Below are 23,043 nucleotides of genomic sequence, written 5' to 3'. Positions count from 1 at the left end.
CTTATACCTCGGCCCAGTAGCGAATGAGATTATGATAGATGCCCGTCAATTTGACCGTTTCTGGGTCGTCCCTTCCGAGACGTTCAACCAGGCTCTGAATCGCGCTGTCGAGATCGAAGATCATGCTGCGCGCGTGAGCATCTCGTATCATGCTCTGAAGCCAGAAAAAAGACGCTACGCGCATACCTGCCCTTAGAGGCGTTACAAGGTGCAGACTGGAAGCAGGATAAAGTACGAGATGACCGGCCGGCAGCTTCACCTCGTGCGAGCCGTAATTGTCTTCGATGACGAGCTCACCGCCATCATATTCCTCGGGTTCAGAGAGGAACAATGTGACTGACAGGTCGGTGCGGATACGCATTCCGGTGAGATGATCGCCGCGCACCGCATTATCGACATGCACGCCGAAGTGATGTCCATCCGACGAGACGTAACGATTGAATAGCGGCGGAAAGATATGCAGCGGAATTGCCGCCGATAAAAACCGCGGATTCGACGTCAGTGCCGAGATGATGCGATTGCCGAGCGCGCGGGCAACCTCGCTGTCCGGCGGCAGTTGCTCATTTCGTTTGACCAGTGCGGATTGGGCACCAGCAGTGGAGCGACCGTCCTCCCAACCGGCCGCATCCATGATGCGGCGGAACTCCGCCACATCACTCTTGCTCAGAACGTCAGGGATGCAGATCAGCATGACGACCGGCGATCATAGTGACCCCATGAGAGTAAACCAGACCGACCGTCCGGGCGCGATGAACGTGAATGGCGTATTGCTGCGATAAAACGCGTCATAATAGACCGTATCAAAGATGTTGTTGACCGATACTTTCGCCTTCAGGTGCTTGTCGAACCTGTACTCCGTGAAAGCATCGAACCGCCAGTGTGACGGCAACACATTGCCGTTAACGGCACCGAACGTACCTCCGTAGATCTGCGAAGCGTAAGTTGCTTGTCCGCCAATCTCCCATGGCTCGGTGATCTGGTACTTGGTCAGCAAGTTGAAGGATTCGTGGGCGATGTTGGCGAGTTGCGCGCCGACCTGCGTCGGATCGATTGACTTCAGAACTTTGGATTCCATGAACACTGCACCGGCAAACATGCTCCAGCGCGGGGTGATCTTACCGCCCATACCGAGATCGACACCGCGCACGCGATATTGCGCACCGGCGATGATGTCACTTCCGCTTGTTTCGCGAGCATTGCTCTTGACGGTCTCGAACAGCGCCGCCGTGACCAGCAGATGGCGATCGAACAGCTCCCACTTGGTGCCCAATTCCGACGACCGGTTCTCTTCGGGGGCCAAGGCCTGGAAGGTCGTATTGTTGACCACAAGTCCGCCATACGCCGTGCCAGTCGCATCGAGTTCAGCTCCGACCGGGTTGGACGATGTAGCGAATGCGCCATAGAGGCTGCCATACGGCACCGGCTTCAGAACAGCGCCAAGGTTGTAGTTAACCATGCCGGTCTTCACGCCAGTACTTGAAGTCAGGTTAGAGCCGTTGATCTCATAGTCATCGTAGCGAATTCCGCCATTCAGGATCACGACGTCCTGAAAATTCGCCGTATGAATGGCGTAAGCCGCCTTGGTATCCACATTGATATTGGTCGGGTTGTTCGCGCGCTGGGGCGCATTGTTGAATGGGAACAGGTTGGGCGGATTGGCGATCGGCACGATAAGTTGCGTACCGCTCAAAATGCCGTTCAGCTCGGACGTCAAACCCGTATAATTATCGCGCATCACGCTTTCCTGCGAAATCTCCACGCCGGTCACCAACGTGTTCTTGATTCCGTAGGCGTCAAACTTGAACGTCGCATCGGTGACGTTGGCCACCACATCCGTAACCTGGTAGCGGCTCTGCGCGGAGAGCGTTGCGGTGGTTGCCGTGGCATTGCTGGGCAGCGTCCCAACGTAATCGAGGATCGAGCGCTCCAGTCGGGTCTTATTGGTGAGTGTGATATCGGGCGTGATCTTCAATTCACCGATAACTGTACCAAAATCCTGCCGGGCCTTCTGAAAGTCGCGGTTGACGAAGCCGTAATAGGTTTCCCGCGGCACGTTGATGTCGGTAACGGGCGCACGCGCCGTGCGGTTATAGGGTACGCCAAAATCCGGCAGGCCGCTGAGATCGGTGTGGACGTAGTTGGCGGTAACCTTGAAGGCGTCCGTCGGCGTCCATTTCAAAGCACCGAATGCTCCCCAGCGATCGTCCGTCACGTAGTTCCGGCCAGCCACTTCGGCATCCTGATAGAGTCCGCCGGTGCGCAAACTGAGGGTGGGATTGACGACCTGGTTGACGTCGAAGGTAATGCGCTTGGTCTGGTCGGTGCCATAGGTCGTTTCGACCTTCTGGAAATTGCGGTCACCGGCCTGTTTGGTCACGATATTGATGGCGCCACCTGCTGTGCCGCGACCGGCAAAGGACGACGCCGGACCACGCAGAATCTCGACCTGCTCGGTGAAAAAATTTTCGCGAATGCTGATGGCCGGATCGCGCACACCGTCGATGAAGATGTCGTTTCGTGCATCGAATCCGCGGATAAAAAAGCGATCACCGAAAGCGTTACCGCCCTCGCCCGTACCGAGCGTGACACCGGCGGTCGTGCGCGCCACTTCCTTCAGGCTTGTCGCATTCTTGTCTTCGAGGATTTCTTTGGTCAGCACGGTGACCGTCCGCGGCGTGTCGATCAGCTTTTCGGAGAATTTGGTTCCCGCAAGCCGGTCGCCTTTATAAGGCGCTGCGGCGTCGGCATAAGGATTGGCGTCTGCCGCGAGGCCACCTGCATTCGGGTAAGGCACCGGCGCCACTTGCACTGGCTGGGTCCGACGCGCCGCGCGTCGTAGTGCGGTTCGCGCACGTATCTGATCGGGTGTCGGTCGCACCGCCGGACGCGGTCGCGCGACCGGTGCATCGACCGTTACCGGCGGCAGTACCGATTGCTGGGCTTCCGCGCCGCCGAACGAGGCGACGGCGATCATCCCGGCAACGGCAGAGGTCTTGCGGGCGGAATGGTTGCTATCGGATCGTTCGTTGGTGGCCGTCGTGACACTCGAACGCAACGATACCGGAATCTTCGCTAACCCCATAAACTCTGCCCCTGCCGTCCCATGCGCAGCTCATTCTGCGCCAATTCGAGGCAGCGGTAGCTTGGCACTAGCGGGAGCGTCAACACATTCGGGCGGAATCAAGACAGTCACACGCTTGAATACATCCAGATAAAAACGATTCTAAACTGATGTTGAAATCGTTCTAATATTTGGCCAGCACGACGAAGCCGGCGCAATAAAACCCGCGGGAAAAGCGGCCTGTAGTGAACTCGTTCAATCCGAGCTCGGCGGCTTCATCAGCGAGAACATTTCATCGACGGTCTGAAGCGCCGACTGCCTCACCCGATCCGTATTCTCCATTCCTGCGATGTTGATGCCACGCACGACGGCTTTGATCTCGTCCCGATAGTCGGTCAGGAAGCGCAGCGGATCTGGCGAGTCGTTGGCGACCCGCGCGATCAATCCGGTGATCAAAATCTGACAGGCGATCATCCGCCCGTTCAACTCGTCCATATTGCACTCCCGAGATATGTTTGCAGCCGCAATGCCGGCTTGGTCGAGCCTATGGCGGATACAGCGCGCAGTTACAACACCAGGCGCGCCTCACTGCGTCGATGGATTGTCCAAGACGCCGCATAAAATGAGGCGCAGTGTCCTATTGGAACGATGCGAGAAACCACGCGTAAATCATAGCGAACATGAAGATTTCGCAATGAAGCACGTGTTCAAGCGGTCGTGTGTTTACAGCATTTGAGTGGCCACCTAGCTGATCAGGGGCCACCCAGCGGGCGCGCATTGGATGCGCATGTCTGCTTCACTGGTAGCCAAGAGATTGATGGGATCACCATGATAACGCGTACCCGTTTTCGATGGACTGGCTTGATCCTTCTGGCGCTCCTGGCCGCCGGTGGAACCATCGCCTGGCGCCACTACGAGACTACCGGAGCGCAGCGGGCGAATGCAGACAAACCGCGTGGCCCTGCCCCCATCCCGGTAAAAATCGCATCCGTCGAGACAACCGATTTCCCTGTTTATCTCGGCGGTTTGGGCACTGTGCAAGGCTTCAACACCGTGGTGGTACGGACTCGCGTCGATGGCCAGATCGACACTATCGCTTTCACCGAAGGACAGATCGTTCGGGAAGGTGACCTGCTCGCACAGATTGATCCCCGCCCATTCCAGGCAGCGCTCGATCAGGCCAAGGCCAAGAAGGCGCAGGACGAAGCCAATCTCGCCAACGCCAATCTCGACCTGCAGCGCTACACCAAACTAGGCGAATTCGCGACGCGGCAACAAACAGACACACAACGCTCCACCGTGCAGCAGTTGAGCGCGCAGATCGCCGCCGATGATGCGGCGATCTCGAACGCCCAAACCCAGCTCGACTACACCACGATCAAGGCGCCGATCTCCGGCCGCGTCGGCTTTCGCCAGGTCGACAAGGGCAACATCGTCAATGCCGCGACCCAGACGGGCATCGTCACCATCGCGCAGATCGAACCGATTGCGGTGATCTTCACCGCGCCTGAACAGAACCTCGTCGACATCAACCGGTCGCTCGCGGCGAATCCACTCAAGGTGATCGCGCTGACCACCGACGGAAAGCGCGTGCTGTCGGAAGGCACGCTGTCGGTGATCAACAATCAGGTCGACACCACCAGCGGCACGATCCGGCTGAAGGCGGTATTCGACAACAAGGACCATGTACTCTGGCCCGGCCTCTCGGTCTCGACCCGACTACTGGTGACCACGCTGAAGGACGCGACCGTCATTCCCGATGACGCCGTTCAGCATGGCACCGACGGGCTCTATGCCTTTGCGGTCGGCCCCGACAACAAGGCCGAACTGAAGAAGATCAAGGTCGGCAATTCCACCGATGGCCGCACCGTGGTCGAGGATGGGCTGAACGCGGGAGAGCGTGTGATCGTCGCCGGGCAGTACAAGGTTCAGCCGGGCGCGCTGGTGGCGACATCCGTCGCAACATCTGCGACCACTCCGACGAAGGGCCAGTAGCCATGAACGGAGGAATCTCAGCGCCGTTCATTCGCTATCCGATCGCAACATCGTTGTTAATGGCCGGCATCCTGTTCGTCGGCGTGGTCTCCTATCCGCTGCTTCCGGTCGCGCCGCTGCCGCAAGTCGACTTCCCGACCATCCAGGTGTCCGCCACCCTGCCCGGCGGCAGTCCCGAGACCATGGCGTCGTCGGTGGCGCAGCCGCTGGAGCGACAGCTCGCGCAGATCCCCGGCGTCGCGCAGATGACGTCGACGAGTTCGCTCGGGACGTCAGCGGTTACGATCCAGTTCGATCTCAACCGCTCGATCGATGGCGCCGCCAATGACGTGCAAGCCGCGATCAATGCCGCCAGCGGACAACTGCCAAAAGCGCTTCCGAGCCCGCCCACCTATCGCAAGGTCAACCCGGCAGACTCGCCGATCATGCTGCTGTCGGCGACGTCGGATACACTCCCCATTACAACAGTCAGCGACAGTGTCGATGCGCAACTGGCACAGCAGATCAGCCAGATCTCCGGTGTCGCCCAGGTTTCCATCGGCGGCCAGCAAAAGCCGGCGATCCGGATCCAGATCGATCCCGCCAAACTCGTGGCCAAGGGGCTGCAGCTCGAAGATGTCCGCAGCCAGATCGCGATCACCACTGTCGACAGCCCGAAAGGCAATATCGACGGCGCGACCCGCAGCTACACGATCTACGCCAACGACCAGTTGCCGGAATCGAAGGACTGGAACGACGTCATCATCGCCTATCGCAATGGCGGCCCACTTCGGATCAAGGATATCGGCACGGCGGTGACAGGCCCGGAAGACGCCAAGCAGGCGGCCTGGGCCAACGGCAAGCGCGGCGTGTTTCTGGTGATCTTCAAGCAACCCGGCGCCAATGTCATCGACACCGTGGACAAGATCAAGGCCGAACTCCCCCGACTGGTGGCGGCAATTCCGCCGACCGTGAAGATCGAGCTGCTGAGCGATCGCACGCAAACCATTCGCGCAGCAGTAGCCGACGTACAGTTCACGTTACTGCTGACCATTGCCCTTGTCGTGATGGTAATCTTCATCTTCCTGCGCAGCGTCTGGGCGACGATCATTCCCAGCGTCACCGTACCGCTGGCGCTGCTCGGCGCGTGTGCGCTGATGTGGGTGTTCGGCTATACGCTCGACAACCTGTCGCTGATGGCGCTGACCATCTCGGTTGGCTTCGTGGTCGACGACGCCATCGTGATGCTGGAAAACATCACGCGCTATATCGAGGAAGGCGAAGCACCGATGGCCGCCGCGCTGAAAGGCGCCGGCGAAATCGGTTTCACCATCGTCTCGATATCAGTCTCGCTCGTCGCGGTGCTGATCCCGCTGCTGCTGATGGGCGGCATCATCGGCCGCCTGTTCCGCGAATTCGCGGTAACGCTGGCCATGGCCATCTTCGTCTCGCTGGTGGTGTCGCTAACCCTGACCCCGATGATGGCGTCGCGCTTCCTGCGCGAGCAGAAGCACGCTAAACACGGCCGGCTCTATCAGCTCAGCGAAAATGTCTTTGACGCCATGCTGCGCGCCTATGAGCGCGGCCTCGACCTGGTGCTGCACTGGCGACTGACGACGCTCATGGTGTTCTTCGCGACGCTCGGTCTGTCGGTCTATCTGTTCGTCATCATCCCCAAGGGTTTCTTCCCACAGCAGGACACCGGCCTGATCACCGCAGCCTCCGAAGCGGGACAGGACATTTCCTTTGCGGACATGAAGGTGCATCAGGAAGAACTCGGCAAGATCGTGCAGGCCGATCCTGATGTCGCCACCGTCGCGATGGCGATCGGCGGCAGTGGCGGTGCGCTGAATACAGGACGCATGTTCATCACGCTGAAGCCGCGCGATGAACGCACCGCCAGCGCGCAGCAGATCATTGCACGGTTACGGCCGCAACTGGAGAAGGTTCAGGGCGCACGCTTGTTCATGCAGGCCGCGCAGGACGTGCGGCTCGGTGGCCGCGCCACCCGCACCCAGTTCGAGTATACGCTGCAGGACGCCAATCTGGCCGAACTGAACGAATGGGCGCCGAAGATTCTGGCCAAGATGCAGACGCTCCCCCAGCTACGCGACGTCGCCACCGACCAGCAAACCAAAGGCACGACGCTGACTCTGACCATCGACCGCGACAACGCCTCACGTTTCGGCATTCAACCGCAACTGATCGACGACACGCTGTATGACGCATTCGGCCAGCGTCAGGTCGCCCAGTATTTCACCCAGTTGAACAGCTACCACGTCATTCTCGAAATCCTGCCGGAGATGCAGGGCAAGCTGGATTCACTCGACAAGATCTACATCAAGTCGCCGACGACGGGCGACATGGTGCCGCTGTCGGCCTTTGCGAAATGGACCACGGTGCCGGTGCGACCGCTGTCCATCAGCCATCAGGGGCAATTCCCGGCGATCACCATCAGTTTCAACCTGGCACAGGGCGTGGCGCTCGGACAGGCGACCGACGCCGTGCAGAATGCCATGCAGGAGATGGGGGCACCTTCGACCTTGCGCGGCACTTTCCAGGGTACGGCGCAGGCGTTCCAGCAGTCACTCTCGACGGTGCCACTGCTGATCCTCGCGGCGCTGGTCGTGGTCTATCTGATCCTCGGCATTCTCTATGAGAGCTACATCCACCCGCTGACGATCCTCTCCACCCTGCCCTCGGCCGGCGTCGGCGCGCTGGCGATTCTGATGGCGTTCGGCTTCGACTTCAGCCTGATCGCACTGATCGGCATCATCCTGCTGATCGGCATCGTGAAGAAGAACGGCATCATGCTGGTGGACTTTGCGATCTCCGCCGAGCGCGACGAACATCTCGAGCCGGAAGAAGCGATCCGCAAGGCAGCTATCCTGCGTTTTCGCCCGATCATGATGACGACCATGGCGGCGCTGCTCGGCGGCGTGCCCTTGATGCTCGGCACCGGCACCGGCTCGGAAATCCGCCAGCCACTCGGCTACGCGATGGTCGGCGGCCTGATCGTCAGCCAGGCTCTGACGCTGTTCACGACGCCGGTGGTCTATATCTATCTCGACAAGCTTTCGAACATCATGTCGGGCTGGGGGCGATCGAAGCACGCCGACGGTGCCCCTCCCGATAAGCAGGTGCTGGCGAAACAGGCCGCCGAATAGCAGGCCGGCGCGCTATACGACCGCTTCGATCTTCGTTCCGACATAGACCGTGTTAGACACTTCTTCGTCGGCGTTCAGGTTGTCGAATGCGACAACATGCGCGGTCACCGCGCCGAACACGCTCTCCATCACCGCCGTGAAAGCAGCCTCCGGTGGATCGTTCGACCACAGCGCAAACACGCCGCCGGGTTTGAGATGCTCCGACAGACGCTGCAGCCCGGCAGGCGTGTAGAGCACAGCATGGCTCGGATGCAGCAGCTTGTCCGGCGCATGATCGATATCGACCAGCACCGCATCAAAGCGACGGCCGGCCGTATCGGGATCGAGATCGCCCTGCGCTGACGTCGCCATCTTGAAGAAATCACCATGGACGAGACGGCAGCGCCCGTCCGCCGACAATTCGCGGCCGATCGGGATCAGGCCGGCCTGATGCCACTCGATCACTTCAGGCAACGCGTCAATGACAACGAGCGACCCCACCTTCTCATGCGCGAGAACCGCCTGCGCGGTGTAGCCCAGACCGAGGCCGCCAACGACAACATCCAACCCGCTGCCGGTTAGCGACGCCAACCCGATATCCGCGAGCGCAATCTCGGCAGCCGTGAAGGCGCTAGACATCAGAAATTCGTCGCCGAGCTTGATTTCAAAGATATCGGTATCGGTCCCCGGCTTCCGCCGGCGCCGCAGGGTTAGGACGCCCATCGGCGTCGGGCGATAATCCAGTTCTTCGAACATCATGCTCATATCCGACCATGTACATGACGCGTGCAATGCGGCAACAACGAAATGCCCCAAGTGTGCAAATCTGGACAGACACCTCCAGCAGAACGGATAGAAATTCGAGGTCGTCGACGATTCGTTGCGTCATGGTTGCGTGTTGCGTGGAGAGTGACTGCAGGTTCACTCGAGCCCGCCGGGGGCGCCGCCATGCAGCGCAGTCTGGTCGTCGACGACGACCCGCTCGTTCCCATGTCCATCAGGCTGACACTGGAACGCGAAGGAGTCGAAACCGTTTCGGCCGATGGTGACAAGGCCGGTCTATTGGCGCTGGAAGATGCCAGCTTCGATGCGATGATCGTCGATATCGTCATGCCGCGGATGCGCGGCTTCAAATCCGTGCGCGTGTTTCATCAGCGTGCGCCACGCGTGATGACTGATGATCAAGCGTCCGCCATGTCCCCTTGATCGTTTTTCGCCGGCGATTTCTTCTTGGTGCCCTTGGCGTTCAGGAAGCGAATGTCGATCTGGGCGCCGTTCACCTTGACCAGTTCGCAACGGCGATAGGCTAGTCCGGTCGATGACAGCAGCAGGAAGAATTCCTTGAGGTTGAGGCCCTCGATGGAGGTCTCGAGGATCAACTCGGCGTCATAGCTCGACACGGCCTTCAGCACGCAACTGCGCCGCCACGTCCCGTCAATGGCCATGATCCAGACATTGTAACCGCGCCCGAAGATAACGCGCCCGTTGGTAGCAACCTCGTCTGCCATGTTCCCTCCTACACGCGCATACTGGCGGGAGACGTTTTCAGTCCGGCACCCATGCCGGGCACGATCGCGGCATCAACCTGCTTTCGCAGCAGATACTTCTTGTCGGCCGATAGCACGAGCCCCGAACGATCTTTCAGGATCTTCTGCAAGTATTCGTAATCGATAGGGGTCATGGTCTCTTTCTAAGACGCAACGCCGGTCAGAATAACTTTGCAGCGACGACGGTATATTGCTCCGCGCAAAAAGGGAGCGCGCAATCACACGATTGCAGTAAATGACTAAGAGATCGCCAAGATGTCGCAGGAAGTGGCCGATGCCGCCGGAACCGGCCGTTGCCGCGCGTGCTCTTTGAAGAGAATTGCATGGTATCGCGTGCTGCGCCCCGGATGCTCCGGGAACAGAAATCGCCCCATCGATAACAAAAAAGCCGGCGCTTGCGCGCCGGCTTTGATGTCTTGATATTTCGTACTATCAGGCTGCGCGTACAGCGTTCAGGAACTTGCTGACTTCGACCTTCAGACGCGTGCTATCGGATGACAGCGACTGCGCTGCAGAGAGCACCTGCGAGGATGCCGAGCCGGTCTCGGACGCGCCGCGCTGCACGTCGGTGATGTTCGCCGAGACCTGCATGGTACCCTGTGCCGCCTGCTGCACGTTGCGGGAGATTTCCTGGGTCGCAGCGCCCTGCTCTTCCACCGCCGATGCGATGGTCGAGGCGATCTCGGACATGCGGCCGATGGTATCGCCGATTTCCTTGATCGCGCCGACTGACTCCTGCGTCGCCGCCTGGATGCCGGAGATCTGCGTGCTGATCTCGCCAGTGGCTTTCGCCGTCTGCTCGGCCAACGCCTTCACTTCCGATGCGACGACCGCGAAACCACGACCGGCTTCACCGGCGCGTGCTGCTTCAATCGTTGCATTGAGTGCCAGAAGATTGGTCTGACCGGCGATGTTGTTGATCAGCTCGACGACGTCACCGATGCGTGCTGCCGCGCTGGCAAGGGCACTGACGCGATCGTTGGTGAGACGTGCCTGATCCACAGCCTGGTTGGCGATGCTGGCCGATTCCTGCACCTGACGGCTGATCTCGTTCACCGACGAGGCCATCTCTTCCGTCGCCGAAGCAACCGACTGCACATTGGTCGAGGCTTCTTCTGATGCGGCTGCCACGGTCGTTGTCAGATCCTGCGCACGTTCGGCGGTCGCGGTCAGCGTGCCGGCGGAGGCCTCCAGTTCGGTCGAAGCCGACGACACCGTCTCGACGATCTCGCCGATCATCGCTTCGAATTCGCGGGTGATGCTATCGACGCGGCGACCACGCTCGATCTTGGCGTCCGCATCGGCTGCTGCTGCTCCGTCCGCCGCACGCTTGTCGATAAGCGCCTGCTTGAACACCTGCAATGCATCACCCATGGTGCCGATCTCGGTCTTCATGCCCTGATGCGGCACAATGGCGGTCAGATCGCCCTGGCCCAATGCCTGCATCGGCTTGACGATCGATGCGATGCCGCTGGAGACGTCCTTCACAAGATAGAGGCCGATGCCGATACCGAGCACGGCCGAGACGGCCAGGATGGCCACGAGCATCGTGAAGGCGGCGTCGTAATTGGCGCTTGCCTCCGCACCGGCGACGTCGGAGCCCTTGTTGTTGAGTTCGATGTCCTTGTTGAGAAGCTCGTCAGCCTTCAGGCCAATCGGGTTCACGGTCTTGGTGTTCAGCGTAATGGCTTCCTGCGGCACTTTGCCGACGCTCTTGCGGGACAACTCCAGCACCTCAAGCGTGCCTTTCTTATACGCGTCCCACACCTTGCCCCATTCCTCGTAAAGAGCACGTTCTTCCGGCAATGTGATCAGCTTTTCATACTTCGCGCGAATGGCGAGGTTGCTTGTGACCACGGTATCCAGGGTCTTTTCGTTCGCCAGCTTCTCTTCAAGCGTTTCAGACAGCATGTGCTGGCGGATCACGTTACGATAGGTGATCACGCCCGCACGCAATTCGCCAAGCACGCGAACGCTTGGCAGCCAGTTTGCCTGGATGTCCACTGCATTGGCATTGATCGCCCGCATTTTTTGGACGGCAACCAGGCCCATGCTCGTCATCGCGAGCAGCAAAAATGAAAGGACGATAGTGATCTTGGCACGAATGGACAGGCTGGCGAGCATGACGAAGGGTCCCTCGGTTTTCAACCGTTGGTCCGCAATGTGCGGGATGTTGTGAAAATGGAGCTGTCCGCAGAAGTGCAATTGGCAAAGCAGCGGATACGGGTTCGATGACATTCTCGTTATCGAGCCCCGGCGTTTCAATTTGTAGGTATTACGTAAACCATTGGTAAAGGTGCGACATTCTGGCAGATTAAAAATGAACCGAACGTCGCTTTTTTCGATGACTTGCAATATCAGCAAGTTAGTAACGATCATCTGAAGTTGACGACTAATACTTCACTACTTGTGGAGGCGTGCCCGGCTTGGTCAACGATGACATCGCACCTCTGAGTAAAGCAGCGAATCGGGAATGCAACCTTTGGTCCCAGTCGCCGGCATTGCCGACCTGAAGTTTATCCATCGTCAACGAGAGAACCAAGCGGCGTGCGAGCACGAATTAACGTGCTGGCTGGGGAACCAGGAGTTCAGCCAGGCTCGCGTCGCGGACGAGGAACCAACGGCCTACAGTGCTTTCGTGTCCAGCCACGGCTGGCCTAGGGCACGCTGTGGATTCTCACTGTGGAACCATCGCCTGCGGCATAGTGGCACACCATGGCTGCCTAACCCTGTCTAAGCGCCGGGGCCTAGTCGGTAAGATAATGCCCAGCCGCACGTTAAAGCTGCCTGGCCAAGCTCCACCCAAGACGATGGTGGAAATCCAAGTGTGAAAAGCTCGGGTAGTGCCGCCGTTTTCTGATCGCGATGGCGTTCGCCGACCTTCCAGCGGACGGCAACCTCCTTCAAACGCAGGATGTCGAAATTTCCATGGCTGGCGATAACAAGTCTTGGGCTCGGCAGGTGATCCATGGCTCAGACTTATCTCCAACCGGAAATGGCGGAGCGACCGGCCGATCCGTTCGTCAACCAAAAGCTGCATCCCTCAAGGATGCAAGGGCGCGAGCCGACGATCTATCAAATCGTCCAGGATGCCTGGGCCAAGAGTTTCGGCAGCCGCGACATGCCTGGAGCCTGGGAGGAAGGGGACGATCTATCGAGGCTGCTGCGGTGCATTCAAGAAATCGAGAGCGCCACCGGGCTTGAGCTGTCAGTCGGAGACTTCGCGCGCGATATGACAGCCGCCGATATGGTCAAGGCGATTGTGTGCGGAAAGGCAACCGCCAAAGCCGTGGACGTGCAAGCCGATGTGCGTCCAGTCCTGTTCCTGTTGCCGGGGTCCCTCGGTTACGGCCCGAGCATGGCCGCTTTTGCAGCGGGGCTCGGCAAGATTGCCCGGGTCGTCCCGATCAAATACCCCGACCTGGCGAGCATCCTCAACGGAAACAACACGGTCGCCTCCATGGCAGATGCCGCGATGGAGCAAATTCGCCGGAGCCAACCTGTCGGACATGTTCGCCTTCTCGGTCATTCCCTTGGTGGTGTGGTGGCGTTCGAAGTTGCGGCGCGGCTGCTGGAAGCACGGCGGTCTATCAAGTTCCTGGGGATTCTCGATACAACGATCATCAACGAGGGCCGCGATTACCGGGAGACGCTCGCCCGAACGTTGCGGCGGCTCCGCGCCAATCGTGTGAATATTTCGCGGATAGCCTGCCGAGCACTCGCAAAGGCTACGGCTGCAATCGGTGGCGAGGCATCCCTTGCCTGGATGCTTCACCGCTATACGCGAGGGAAGTTCAACGCCACCAGCTTCCGAATTAGGCTTGAACTGCAAGAGGTATTGCGGTCGCGAGCTTTCTACCAATGGCTGGCGTCGCCCAGGCCGTCTTTGCCGATCGGAGCTACACTGTTTCGCTGCAACCGAGATGGAGCGCCGCAATCGCTCGGCTGGGATTGCTCACTCGCAAGCCTGGACGTGATCCCCGTCGCAGGCACGCATATCGAGCTCGTCGTCGAGCCCTACCTCGCCCCCAACCTTCCCTTGGTCGAGAGTGCGGTCGTGCAAACCTACACGCCGGCCGAATTTTGCAAGCGGAAAGCGCTGTCATGACCCTTGCTGCGCACATTCCGACTGCGCGGGAGTTTGGCAATAACGTATTGGCGCTCGATCCCGCTGCCGAAGTCGGGAGGATTGTCCAGACGCTACGCCAACAGGTCTTGAGCGTGTTGGGGCGCCGCGGCGCTGTCGTTGGTCTTTCCGGCGGCATCGACAGCTCCGTCGTCGCGGCGTTGTGCGTGCGTGCATTCGGCAACGACAAGGTCTTGGGCATCTTCATGCCCGAGCACCATTCTTCGGACGATTCGCTGAGGCTCGGCCGCAGTTGGGCGGCGCAGCTTGGCATCGATACTGTGTTGGAAGACATATCGCCCGCCCTCGAGGGGCTCGGCGCCTATCGCCGGCAGATCGAGGCAATCCGGACTGTCGTTCCCGAATATGACGACGGCTGGAAATGCAAGCTGGTGCTACCGTCGGTTTTCGCGAGCAACGGATTGAATATCACCCGTCTCACGGTTCAGAGCCGCGACGGCAGCACCCGCACCGTTCGTCTTTCGTCAAACGCCTATCTCCAGATCGTCGCCGCGACCAATTTCAAGCAGCGTGTCCGCAAGATGACGGAGTACTACCACGCCGACCGCCTCCGATACGCGGTCGCCGGCACACCGAACCGTCTCGAGCACGACCTGGGCTTTTTCGTCAAGCAGGGCGACGGAATTGCGGACGTGATGCCGATCGCTCATCTCTACAAGACACAGGTCTATCAGCTCGCGGAATATCTCGAGGTCGAGGAGGAGATCCAGCGCAGGCCACCGACCACGGATACGTTCTCGATGCCGCAGAGCCAGGAGGAGTTCTATTTTGCGCTGCCTTATCACCAGATGGATCTGTGCCTTTACGCGGTGAATCACGGGATTCCGTCAGACGAAGTCGCAGAGGCTATCGGACTGACAGCAGCCCAGGTCGATTTGGTATTCAGGGATATTGACGCCAAGCGTCGTGTCACGCGCTACCTCCACGCACGCCCCCTACTCGTCACTCAAGTGTTCGAGGACTGACCTGCATGTGCGGTGTCGCGGGCATAGTGTCATTAAGCGCCGCCGCAGGGCCCCCCTCCCGCGAAGCCTTGATGCGCATGCTCGGCGCGCTCGCCCATCGCGGCCCGGACGAGCGCGGCCTATACCGGGACGAGCGCGCGGGACTGGCACATGCCCGCTTGTCCATCATCGACATTTCGAGCGGTCAGCAGCCTCTCGCGGACGCCAGCGGCACGACGTGGATCGTATTCAACGGCGAGATATTCAACTACGTTGAGTTGCGTGAAAAGCTGATCGGGCTTGGTTACAGGTTCCGGACCCGCAGCGACACGGAGGTCATCGTCAACGCCTATCGGGCCTGGGGCGTGGATGCCTTTGAGCGGATGACCGGACAGTGGGCGCTCGCGATCTGGGACTCGGTAGCCCGCCGTCTGGTGTTGGCGCGCGATCGCACCGGCATTTGCCCTTTGCATTTCTGCGAGCGCGAAGGTCGACTGTATTTCGCCAGCGAAGTGAAGGCCATCTTCGCGGCGGATGCAGCGATTCCCCGCACCTTCGATCCAGTCGGCATCGATCAGACATTCACTCTCTGGACCGTTGTGCCGCCGCAGAGCGTGTTTGAAGGGATCAAGGAGCTGGTCCCGGGACATTTCCGCATTTATGAAAACGGCGACGTTCGCGAGAAAGCGTTCTGGAAGCCGCGATATCCCCAATTGTCCAGTTCGCCCGACGGCCAGTTTGCCGGTTCACTCGACGATGCCGTGGAGCAGGTGCGCAGCGCGTTGGAATCCGCGACGTCGCTTCGAATGGTGCGCTCCGACGTAAGCGTCGGCAGCTATTTGTCCGGCGGGCTCGACAGTTCGCTTGTTGCGGCAATGGGATGCCACTTTGCCGGCGAACGCTTCCAGACTTTCTCACTGCGTTTCGCCGACGCTGAATATGATGAGACCGAGTTCCAGCGATTGGTCGCCCGTGTCACCGGTAGTGAACACCATGAAGTGGTGGTTTCGCGCAGTGACATCGCCGAGATTTTTCCGCAGGTTATCTACCACACCGAGCGTCCGATCTTGAGAACGGCGCCGGCGCCGTTGTTCCTGCTGTCACGCCTGGTGCGCGCCTGCGGCGTCAAGGTTGTGCTGTCGGGCGAAGGCGCCGACGAAATGTTTGCCGGCTACGATCTCTTTCGCGAAGGCAAGGTCCGCCGTTTCTGGGGCCGGCAACCCACGTCGACACGCCGCGCGCGGCTGCTTGAGCGTCTCTACCCTTATCTCACACGCTCACCGGTACGGCAGCAGGCGATGGCCCGGCAGTTTTTTGGGCGCAATCTGTCGGAGCACGCCGCGCCGGGCTTCGCGCATGACACCCGCTGGCGAACGACCAGCGGCATCAAACGACTGTTCTCCAGCGACATGTGCGCGGAGTCGGCAAAGCACGATGCGGTCTCCAATTTGATCGCCAGTCTACCTCCGGAATTCACGCAATGGAGCTCCCTTGCGCAGGATGAATATCTCGAAATCCAGACACTGCTGTCGGGATATCTCCTGTCCTCTCAGGGCGACCGAATGCTCATGGCTCATTCGGTTGAAGGACGCTTTCCTTTCCTTGACGAGGATGTGGTCGCGCTGGCGAATTCGCTGCCGCCCGCCTACAAGCTTCGCGTCCTTGACGAGAAGCACGTTCTGAAGCGCGTCGCAGAGCCGATCGTGCCGTCGGACATCATCGCCCGCAAGAAGCAGCCATTCCGCGCGCCCGACGCTCTATGTTTCGTTGGCCGCGATACGCCCGCCTATATCGACGACGCGCTTTCGGAGGCGGCTATTCGCGAAGCAAACGTCTTCGATCCCGACGCGGTCGCGCGCCTGCGGAATAAGTGCCGGACACAGGCCACAACCGGCAACGGCGATCTCTCGAACTCCGACAACATGGCGATGGTCGGCGTGCTATCGACCCAGCTCCTGCACCAACAATTCATCGCGAGCCGTCCTGGTGGGCGCCACGCTCTGGAGCTGACCGTCGATATCGATCGCGAGCACCGGGTTGAGGGGGCCCTATCCTGATGCATGGTCCTGTACCGCTCCTGCACGATTACCTCATCCACTCCGCCCGTTATCTCGGTGGAAAGGTGGCGCTGGTGTGCGGCAAGCATCGCGTCAGCTATGGTGAGATCGAGGCACGCTCCAACGCAATCGCGAATTATCTGGTCGCAAGCGGAGTCGGACGTGGCGATCGGGTGATTATCTTCGCCGACAACACTGTCGAGACCGTCGTCAGTTTCTGGGCCGTGCTGAAGGCGAATGCCGTGGTGTGCATCGTCAATCCGCTCACCAAGCGCGACAAGCTTGGCTACCTGCTCAATGATTGCCAGCCGACGGCGCTTATCACCGACAAACATCTCTTGCCGATATTCAAGGAGCCCGCGCAGGCATACACGTCGTTGCGCCGGGTGATCGTTTCCGGGCCCGTCGAAGATGTCGAACTGACGGAGCTGCCCCATGCGGTACGCTGGAGCGAGGCAGGCGCCGCCGGCCACGACATGGCTCCCGCGCGCAGCTCCATCGATATCGATCTTGCGGCCATCGTGTACACCTCCGGATCGTCGGGCGATCCCAAAGGCGTGATGCTGACGCACCGGAACATGCTGACCGCGTGCACGTCGATCGCCTCATATCTTGCGCTCTGCGAAGACGAAGTCATTTTGAACGTCCTGCCGCTCGCCTTCGATTATGGCCTGTATCAAATGATCATGGCGTTTCGCACGGGGGCGCGGCTGGTCCTCGAACGGTCGTTCGCTTTTCCGGCACAGATTCTCGGCCTTATCGCCGACGAGCGGGTGACCGGCCTGCCCGGCGTGCCGACGATCTTCTCGACGCTGTCGGGGCTCAAGTCGATCAAGGAGCACGACCTCTCGAGTATCCGCTATGTCACGAACACCGGAGCTGCGCTGCCGATGAAGCATATTCGTCTGCTGCAGGATCTATTCCCGGAAGCGCGCATTTATTCCATGTACGGCCTCACCGAATGCAAGCGCTGCACCTTTCTCCCCCCGGAGGATATCGATCGAAAGCCTTTGAGCGTAGGGATCGCCATCCCGAATACCGAGATGTGGATTGTCGACGAGCGCGACAGACGCGTGGGCCCCGACGTGGTCGGCCAGCTTGTCATTCGCGGCGCGACGGTGATGCGGGGCTATTGGGGCAAGCCGGAGGCCACCGCCAGGAAACTCAAGCCCGGCCCGCTGCCAGGCGAGCAGGTTCTGTACACCGGTGACCACTGCCGGATGGACGCGGAAGGCTACCTCTACTTCGTTGGCCGCAGCGACGAGATCATAAAGTCGCGAGGAGAGAAGATCGCCCCCAAGGAAGTGGAGAACGTGCTGATGGATATTCCGGGCGTGAGGGAAGCCGCGGTCATTGGCGTTCCCGACGAGCTCCTCGGTGAGGCAGTCAAAGCGTTTGTCGTTATCGAGCAGGGAATAACACTGAGCGAGAAGCAGCTTCAGAAAGAGTGCCAGCGACGCCTCGAGAGCTTCATGGTGCCGAAGTGTATTGTGATCGTGCCCAGCCTGCCGCGAACGAATACAGCAAAACTCAACAAGAGAGCACTGCAGGATTCGATTTCCGAATGATCTGATCGTGAATTTTCTTTACGCATTGGAGCTGAAACATGTTGCTAGTCGGAGAACCACTCGAGACCTATCGAAGGCAAGTTCGCGATTTCTTGCTGTCGAACTTCTACGTTGCTGAAGCGAACTCGCTTGAGGTCGGCACATCGCTGCTCGACCAGGGCATCATCGACTCGACGGGAGTGCTCGAGGTCATCGGATTCATCGAGGAAACCTTCGGAATCACGGTCGAAGACAGCGAGCTCTTGCCTGAGAACCTCGACTCCATCGAGGGAATTTCACGCTTCGTCATGAGCAAGAAGAGCTGATGCTTGTCTGCAGCGTCCAGACCGCGTCACGAACGCCACCGTAGCGGTTCAGGTTGTTGCGCCTTTAAGGTGTCCCATAACGACGCGGCCTTCGCCCGCTTCGTTCGTTACCACGCTGATGCTCTCGTAGCTCTTGTTGCGCTCAAGAAGGGTTGTCACCTGCCGCGCCTGACCGATGCCGACCTCGAACAGGAGGATGCCGCCCGGCCGCAGGTATCGGACCGCGTGTTTCGTCACCCGCATATGGATGCTAAGTCCGTAAGGACCCGCTGCGAATGCCTCACGTGGTTCGAGTTCGAGCAAGGAGGCACGGTCGCCTCTGAGCCGCGTTTCCGAAATATAGGGTGGGTTGCAGACGATCAGGTCGATGGTCCCATCCAGCGGCAGACCAGAAAAAGCGTCGAACAGGTCTCCCTGAAGCACCGACATGCGTTGCGTGAGTCCGTGATAGGCGACATTGCGACGTGCGACGGTGACACATCCATCGGTTAGATCGCTCGCCCAGACGCGCGCGTCGGGGATCTTGAGAGCGATGGCGCATGCCAGATTGCCTGCGCCGCAGCACATGTCGATCACCCGCGGCTCCGGCACGTTTAGCCGACGCAGGGCATCGACCGCGCTGGCGCAAAGCAATTCGGTTTCAGGCCGGGGGATGAGCGCACCGGGTGCGACCAGCAGCTCTATTCCCATGAATAGAGTGCGTCCCTTATCGTAAGCTTTGGCCACGTTGATCGCTTCGCTCATTGCGGTCACCCTGCCCGGACGTTGCGCGACAACTGTTGCATACGGCGTGATCCTGCGCCGGACAGAATCATGCCCTGTCGATGTGGCAATGGCGGTAGTCACAACGAGGTAGATGGGCCGGCAGCGGCAATACAGTTGTTTTCGGCAGCGATCCATACGCATTTGCCGATGCGGCAGCCCACCGGCTGCATCGTCATCCGACGATGCGGACCTCGCACTTACTTCCGCCACTTCGAGGCTGAGTGGTATTTACCTGTTCCGCTTTCGAGTTCTTATAAATGGGGCCGCGGCGATCCGACACCCTATCCGGCGAGCTAACGATTCGTAGCAGTGGCTTCATTGGCCGTTTGCTGCTATGGCGCTCTTGGTATCAACGAGGCCGAGGCCTTACGTTGTTTTTTGTATTGTCCAAGACTCTTGGCAACGCGCTCGCGCCGGTCAATTTCCTGATCGGCCTCGGTGTGCTCGGCGCAATCCTTTCGGCAACACGTTTTTTTTCGCTTGGCCGCGGGCTTATGATCACAGCCGCCGTGCTGCTTGTGGTGGCCGCGTTTTCGCCGGCTGGAAGATTGCTGATCTATCCGCTTGAATCGCGCTTCCCGCCCTGGGATCCCGGACAGCGTGCGCCTGACGGCATCATCGTGCTCGGCGGCTCGATCGAAGCCGGTGTTTCACTTGCGCGCGACACACCGGTCGTCCGTCGCTCGCCCGACCGCATGATCGCGGCCGCAGCGCTGGCGCGACAATATCCGAATGCACGCGTGGTGTTCACCGGCGGCAGTCCGAGGCTGGTGTCGGATGCCAGGGAGGCGGATTATGCCGCGGCGATCTTCGAAAGCCTTGGGGTCGACAGATCGCGATTGATCATGGAGCGGCAATCGCGCAACACGCATGAGAACGCCGAATTCACCAAAGCGCTCGTGGTGCCGAAGCCGGGCGAGCGCTGGGTTCTGGTGACATCAGCGTTCCATATGCCGCGATCGATTGGTTTGTTTCGCAAAGCCGGATTTCCGGTCGAAGCTTATCCGGTCGACTGGTGGGTCGGCGGTCGCCGCGACACACTTTCCTTCACCACCCTCGCCCTTGATGGGCTGTCTCGGACCGACATTGCGGTGCGCGAATGGTTTGGACTGATTGCCTATCGAGCCACGGGACGGATCGACGACTTGCTGCCGGGGGCCGATGAACATTGATTCTCTGGGCCAGAGACTAGGCAAGCGGCAAGCGCCTCAGGCTATCGGAAAAGAAAAGCCAGTATGACCACGCCGCCGCAGGCGCCGACCGGACGCCATTCGAGCCTCGTGGGCCGCTGTCGCGGATCACCGTTTTTTTTTTCGAAAAGGCTGCGGGTTAGAAGCCTTTGATCTGCGAAGGGAAATTTGAATGCGGCTGGGGAACCAGGATATTTATCTCCCCAGCGAATTCTTTAATTAAGTAAATAATGTCAATCATTTCAATGTTTTGCATTGACAAACTGTTACGTGTAAATGTTACGGATTGATACATGAGAGGCTCTAATGTCGGGCGCAAAAAATGTGGTGCAGCGAGCCGGAAGCGCCGTCTGGTATGCCCGTATCGAGGTCCCGGTAGACATTCAGCCCCAGCTCAAGCGAGCACAGCTTTGGAAGTCGCTGCGCACCCATGACCTGCGAGAGGCCCGCTTGCGCGCCCTCCCCGTGCTGACCGCATGGCATGCCGAATTCGATGAAATGCGCAGGCGTCGACATCTGACACCTGACGACCTACAGGCTGGGGTTTGGGCGCACTATGAGGCCCAACTTGAACGCGACCGGCTTGAGCGTTCAGTGTTGCCGACCGAGAGCGACCGCACCGCTGCGGGCGCAAAGCTCCAGGCCGATATGGCCGCTGGCGTTGTCGAGTGGTCCGATGACCCGATGGTGCAGCTCAACGCGACACTTGAATTGAGAGGTATGGCCGGGGCTGCTGACTTTCTGAAAGACAGCCGAGCGCATCGCATCAAAGTTCTACGAAGCCACCTCGCCACCGGCGAGACCGCCTTGATCCAGTGGGCTGCAGACGACTTGATCCGGCGTGAGCAATTGCTAATCGAGAAAGGAAGCGTCCCCTACCGTGATTTGTGCCAGCGGCTGCAGCGAGCCGAGCTGCAATATCTGGAGCGGGCTGCCGAGCGAGACAAGGGCGACTGGTCAGGTGTCCCGACCGATCCGATTGTTGCACCTCATGACCCGACCTTGGGTAAGAAGCGCGCGGTCGCTGGCGAGACAATCATGGAGTTGTATGACAGGTTTGCTGTCGAGAAAAGCGGATCGGCTACCGCCGACACGTGGAACGGCAATCGCAAGATTGTGCAGCTATTCGCCGAGTTCGTTGGCGAAGGTTCGCATATCTCATCGTTGAACAAGAAAGCTGTCCGCGACTGGAAGCACAAGCTTTCGGAGTGGCCGCTCAAAGCTGGAGACATGAAAGCCTTCAAAGGCATGTCATTCCGCAAGATCATTGAAGCAAACGCTTCGAAGAAGCTCCCTATCATCAGCGACAAGACTAAGAATAAATATCTCGCGGCGTTGGGATCATTCGCGGAGTGGCTTTTGCAGAATGAGTATATCGATGCGGAAGTCATGCGCGGCATGTATCTGTCGCTCGATAAGCGCGCCAAAACGCGTTTCCCGTTCTCTCAAGAACAGCTCAAGTCGATATTTTCATCCCCTCTATTCGAGACGTGCATGGGTGACGAACAAGAGCACCTGCCCGGCAAGGTCGCCATCCGTGACTGGCGCTATTGGCTTCCATGGGTGGCACTATACAGCGGCGCACGGCTGGGGGAAATTGCCCAGCTCTTAACGTCTGACGTCTATGAGCAACATGGAACGTGGGTGATCCATGTCGCCGAGGAACGCGACGAAACCAAATCGACCAAGACAGGCGGATCGATGCGCGTGATCCCCATTCATAGCGCCCTCGTCTCGTTGGGTTTCCTCGACTATCATTCCCGCATGAAGGATGCCGGAGAGGAACGACTGTTCCCGGAAATGGCGCGCGATACGCGGGGCTATTTCGGTGAGGGATCCAGTTTCTTTAATGACTACTTTAGAGATATTGGCGTGAAGATTGATAGCAAGGTTAATTTCCACAGCTTCCGCCACGGCATTGCAGACGCATTCCGCGCGGCAGGCTACATGGACGAACAATTCAACGTGCTACTTGGCCACACCAAGGCAACGACGACGGGCCGTTACGGCAAGTTACCCGAAGGCATTTTGAGCGAGCGGGTGAAGATGATTGAGGCTGTGAAATTTGACGTTAAGGTTGAGACTTCTTAGGTCTCAGCCCCTTTAATCGATCGACTGCATAAGACAGCAAGTCGATTTCCCGCATGTCCTCTTGCACCAAATGCCGAAGGTCTTGCGTGGCTGAGTTCAGCGCGCCTAATCCCACTTCTAGATGCGAGAACCAGTCCTCCTCCCGGCGCTTCAACTGACCAATAAGCTGCTCTAGCAGTCTGCTGAAGAACCCCCTCGCCACGGAGGGGGCTTGATGATTCACTTTATCATCTCGAATCGGCGGAGGC

General features: G+C 59.3%; 18 protein-coding genes and 1 pseudogene. 10 read left to right on the top strand and 9 right to left on the bottom strand.

Annotation, left to right across the window (positions count from 1 at the left end; translation table 11 throughout):
* Position 1: 1 nt before the first annotated feature.
* The 3 genes from AC1RLZ_RS23305 to AC1RLZ_RS23295 all read right to left on the bottom strand — a co-directional run bounded on the left by AC1RLZ_RS23305 (position 2) and on the right by AC1RLZ_RS23295 (position 3,556).
* Positions 2-691: a Fe2+-dependent dioxygenase gene (locus AC1RLZ_RS23305; RefSeq protein WP_493190534.1), complete on the bottom strand. Its 690-nt coding sequence runs from the start codon at positions 689-691 to the stop codon at positions 2-4.
* A gap of 12 nt (positions 692-703) precedes the next feature.
* On the bottom strand, positions 704-3,082 hold the full coding sequence (locus AC1RLZ_RS23300; RefSeq protein WP_493190533.1) for a TonB-dependent receptor: 2,379 nt from the start codon (positions 3,080-3,082) through the stop codon (positions 704-706).
* Positions 3,083-3,316: 234 nt separating this feature from the next.
* Positions 3,317-3,556, bottom strand: coding sequence for a hypothetical protein (locus AC1RLZ_RS23295; protein ID WP_092151341.1), 240 nt, complete (start codon positions 3,554-3,556; stop codon positions 3,317-3,319).
* A gap of 333 nt (positions 3,557-3,889) precedes the next feature.
* Here AC1RLZ_RS23295 and AC1RLZ_RS23290 point away from each other — a divergent pair, with 333 nt between their 5' ends.
* A complete protein-coding gene (locus AC1RLZ_RS23290; RefSeq protein ID WP_493190532.1) occupies positions 3,890-5,056 on the top strand; it encodes an efflux RND transporter periplasmic adaptor subunit in 1,167 nt (388 codons plus the stop codon).
* 2 nt (positions 5,057-5,058) lie between these two features.
* Positions 5,059-8,202 carry a multidrug efflux RND transporter permease subunit gene (locus AC1RLZ_RS23285; RefSeq protein WP_493190531.1) on the top strand — a complete coding sequence of 1,048 codons (3,144 nt, stop codon included), beginning with the start codon at positions 5,059-5,061 and terminating at the stop codon, positions 8,200-8,202.
* A 12-nt stretch (positions 8,203-8,214) separates the two neighbouring features.
* Here AC1RLZ_RS23285 and AC1RLZ_RS23280 read toward each other — a convergent pair whose 3' ends face one another.
* Entirely contained in the window at positions 8,215-8,940 is a 726-nt protein-coding gene (locus AC1RLZ_RS23280; protein ID WP_493190530.1) for a spermine/spermidine synthase domain-containing protein, read from the bottom strand.
* A 189-nt stretch (positions 8,941-9,129) separates the two neighbouring features.
* Between AC1RLZ_RS23280 and AC1RLZ_RS23275 the strand changes: the two genes are divergently transcribed.
* Entirely contained in the window at positions 9,130-9,387 is a 258-nt protein-coding gene (locus AC1RLZ_RS23275) for a response regulator (protein ID WP_493190529.1), read from the top strand.
* Here AC1RLZ_RS23275 and AC1RLZ_RS23270 read toward each other — a convergent pair.
* The 3 genes and pseudogenes from AC1RLZ_RS23270 to AC1RLZ_RS23260 form a co-directional block, all read right to left on the bottom strand.
* On the bottom strand, positions 9,363-9,689 hold the full coding sequence (locus AC1RLZ_RS23270) for a PilZ domain-containing protein (RefSeq protein WP_493190528.1): 327 nt from the start codon (positions 9,687-9,689) through the stop codon (positions 9,363-9,365). The genes AC1RLZ_RS23275 and AC1RLZ_RS23270 overlap by 25 nt on opposite strands.
* 43 nt (positions 9,690-9,732) lie before the next feature.
* Positions 9,733-9,862 (bottom strand): annotated as a pseudogene (locus AC1RLZ_RS23265) (chemotaxis protein CheR); the annotation flags it as partial.
* Between the two features lie 298 nt (positions 9,863-10,160).
* Positions 10,161-11,852, bottom strand: a complete 1,692-nt coding sequence (locus AC1RLZ_RS23260; RefSeq protein WP_493190527.1) for a methyl-accepting chemotaxis protein — start codon at positions 11,850-11,852, stop codon at positions 10,161-10,163.
* 844 nt (positions 11,853-12,696) lie between these two features.
* Between AC1RLZ_RS23260 and AC1RLZ_RS23255 the strand changes: the two genes are divergently transcribed.
* From AC1RLZ_RS23255 to AC1RLZ_RS23235, 5 genes are read left to right on the top strand one after another with little or no spacing between them, the layout of a single operon-like run.
* Positions 12,697-13,836 carry a thioesterase domain-containing protein gene (locus AC1RLZ_RS23255; protein ID WP_493190526.1) on the top strand — a complete coding sequence of 380 codons (1,140 nt, stop codon included), beginning with the start codon at positions 12,697-12,699 and terminating at the stop codon, positions 13,834-13,836.
* Positions 13,833-14,840 carry an NAD(+) synthase gene (gene nadE / locus AC1RLZ_RS23250; RefSeq protein ID WP_493190525.1) on the top strand — a complete coding sequence of 336 codons (1,008 nt, stop codon included), beginning with the start codon at positions 13,833-13,835 and terminating at the stop codon, positions 14,838-14,840. The genes AC1RLZ_RS23255 and nadE overlap by 4 nt, the downstream gene beginning before the upstream one ends.
* Before the next feature lie 5 nt (positions 14,841-14,845).
* Positions 14,846-16,876 carry an asparagine synthase (glutamine-hydrolyzing) gene (asnB, locus tag AC1RLZ_RS23245; RefSeq protein WP_493190524.1) on the top strand — a complete coding sequence of 677 codons (2,031 nt, stop codon included), beginning with the start codon at positions 14,846-14,848 and terminating at the stop codon, positions 16,874-16,876.
* The gene (locus AC1RLZ_RS23240) at positions 16,876-18,444 is read left to right on the top strand and encodes a class I adenylate-forming enzyme family protein (protein ID WP_493190523.1); all 1,569 of its coding nucleotides are present in this window, start codon (positions 16,876-16,878) and stop codon (positions 18,442-18,444) included. Before asnB ends, AC1RLZ_RS23240 begins: the two co-directional genes overlap by 1 nt.
* Positions 18,445-18,482: 38 nt before the next feature.
* Positions 18,483-18,749 carry an acyl carrier protein gene (locus AC1RLZ_RS23235; protein ID WP_493190522.1) on the top strand — a complete coding sequence of 89 codons (267 nt, stop codon included), beginning with the start codon at positions 18,483-18,485 and terminating at the stop codon, positions 18,747-18,749.
* Between the two features lie 48 nt (positions 18,750-18,797).
* Here AC1RLZ_RS23235 and AC1RLZ_RS23230 read toward each other — a convergent pair whose 3' ends face one another.
* Positions 18,798-19,493 (bottom strand): N5-glutamine methyltransferase family protein, encoded by a 696-nt coding sequence (locus tag AC1RLZ_RS23230; protein WP_493190521.1) that lies wholly within the window; start codon positions 19,491-19,493, stop codon positions 18,798-18,800.
* 392 nt (positions 19,494-19,885) lie between these two features.
* Between AC1RLZ_RS23230 and AC1RLZ_RS23225 the strand changes: the two genes are divergently transcribed.
* Both AC1RLZ_RS23225 and AC1RLZ_RS23220 read left to right on the top strand, forming a co-directional pair.
* A complete protein-coding gene (locus AC1RLZ_RS23225) occupies positions 19,886-20,686 on the top strand; it encodes a YdcF family protein (RefSeq protein WP_493190520.1) in 801 nt (266 codons plus the stop codon).
* 324 nt (positions 20,687-21,010) lie between these two features.
* Positions 21,011-22,795: a DUF6538 domain-containing protein gene (locus tag AC1RLZ_RS23220; protein ID WP_493190519.1), complete on the top strand. Its 1,785-nt coding sequence runs from the start codon at positions 21,011-21,013 to the stop codon at positions 22,793-22,795.
* Here the strand turns inward: AC1RLZ_RS23220 and AC1RLZ_RS23215 are convergent.
* Positions 22,776-23,043: hypothetical protein (locus tag AC1RLZ_RS23215; RefSeq protein WP_493190518.1), on the bottom strand; the 268-nt coding region annotated here is incomplete at its 5' end. The two genes, AC1RLZ_RS23220 and AC1RLZ_RS23215, sit on opposite strands and share 20 nt — an antisense overlap.

Source organism: Tardiphaga sp. GW822-FHT04G09 (genome assembly GCF_058800725.1).
This window is presented reverse-complemented; position numbering and strand designations above follow the sequence as displayed.

Coding starts and splice junctions, on each gene's coding strand:
- AC1RLZ_RS23305 (WP_493190534.1), bottom strand. CDS start 691: ATGCTGATCTGCATCCCTGACGTTCTGAGCAAGAGTGATGTGGCGGAG.
- AC1RLZ_RS23300 (WP_493190533.1), bottom strand. CDS start 3,082: ATGGGGTTAGCGAAGATTCCGGTATCGTTGCGTTCGAGTGTCACGACG.
- AC1RLZ_RS23295 (WP_092151341.1), bottom strand. CDS start 3,556: ATGGACGAGTTGAACGGGCGGATGATCGCCTGTCAGATTTTGATCACC.
- AC1RLZ_RS23290 (WP_493190532.1), top strand. CDS start 3,890: ATGATAACGCGTACCCGTTTTCGATGGACTGGCTTGATCCTTCTGGCG.
- AC1RLZ_RS23285 (WP_493190531.1), top strand. CDS start 5,059: ATGAACGGAGGAATCTCAGCGCCGTTCATTCGCTATCCGATCGCAACA.
- AC1RLZ_RS23280 (WP_493190530.1), bottom strand. CDS start 8,940: ATGATGTTCGAAGAACTGGATTATCGCCCGACGCCGATGGGCGTCCTA.
- AC1RLZ_RS23275 (WP_493190529.1), top strand. CDS start 9,130: ATGCAGCGCAGTCTGGTCGTCGACGACGACCCGCTCGTTCCCATGTCC.
- AC1RLZ_RS23270 (WP_493190528.1), bottom strand. CDS start 9,689: ATGGCAGACGAGGTTGCTACCAACGGGCGCGTTATCTTCGGGCGCGGT.
- AC1RLZ_RS23260 (WP_493190527.1), bottom strand. CDS start 11,852: ATGCTCGCCAGCCTGTCCATTCGTGCCAAGATCACTATCGTCCTTTCA.
- AC1RLZ_RS23255 (WP_493190526.1), top strand. CDS start 12,697: ATGGCTCAGACTTATCTCCAACCGGAAATGGCGGAGCGACCGGCCGAT.
- nadE (WP_493190525.1), top strand. CDS start 13,833: ATGACCCTTGCTGCGCACATTCCGACTGCGCGGGAGTTTGGCAATAAC.
- asnB (WP_493190524.1), top strand. CDS start 14,846: ATGTGCGGTGTCGCGGGCATAGTGTCATTAAGCGCCGCCGCAGGGCCC.
- AC1RLZ_RS23240 (WP_493190523.1), top strand. CDS start 16,876: ATGCATGGTCCTGTACCGCTCCTGCACGATTACCTCATCCACTCCGCC.
- AC1RLZ_RS23235 (WP_493190522.1), top strand. CDS start 18,483: ATGTTGCTAGTCGGAGAACCACTCGAGACCTATCGAAGGCAAGTTCGC.
- AC1RLZ_RS23230 (WP_493190521.1), bottom strand. CDS start 19,493: ATGAGCGAAGCGATCAACGTGGCCAAAGCTTACGATAAGGGACGCACT.
- AC1RLZ_RS23220 (WP_493190519.1), top strand. CDS start 21,011: ATGTCGGGCGCAAAAAATGTGGTGCAGCGAGCCGGAAGCGCCGTCTGG.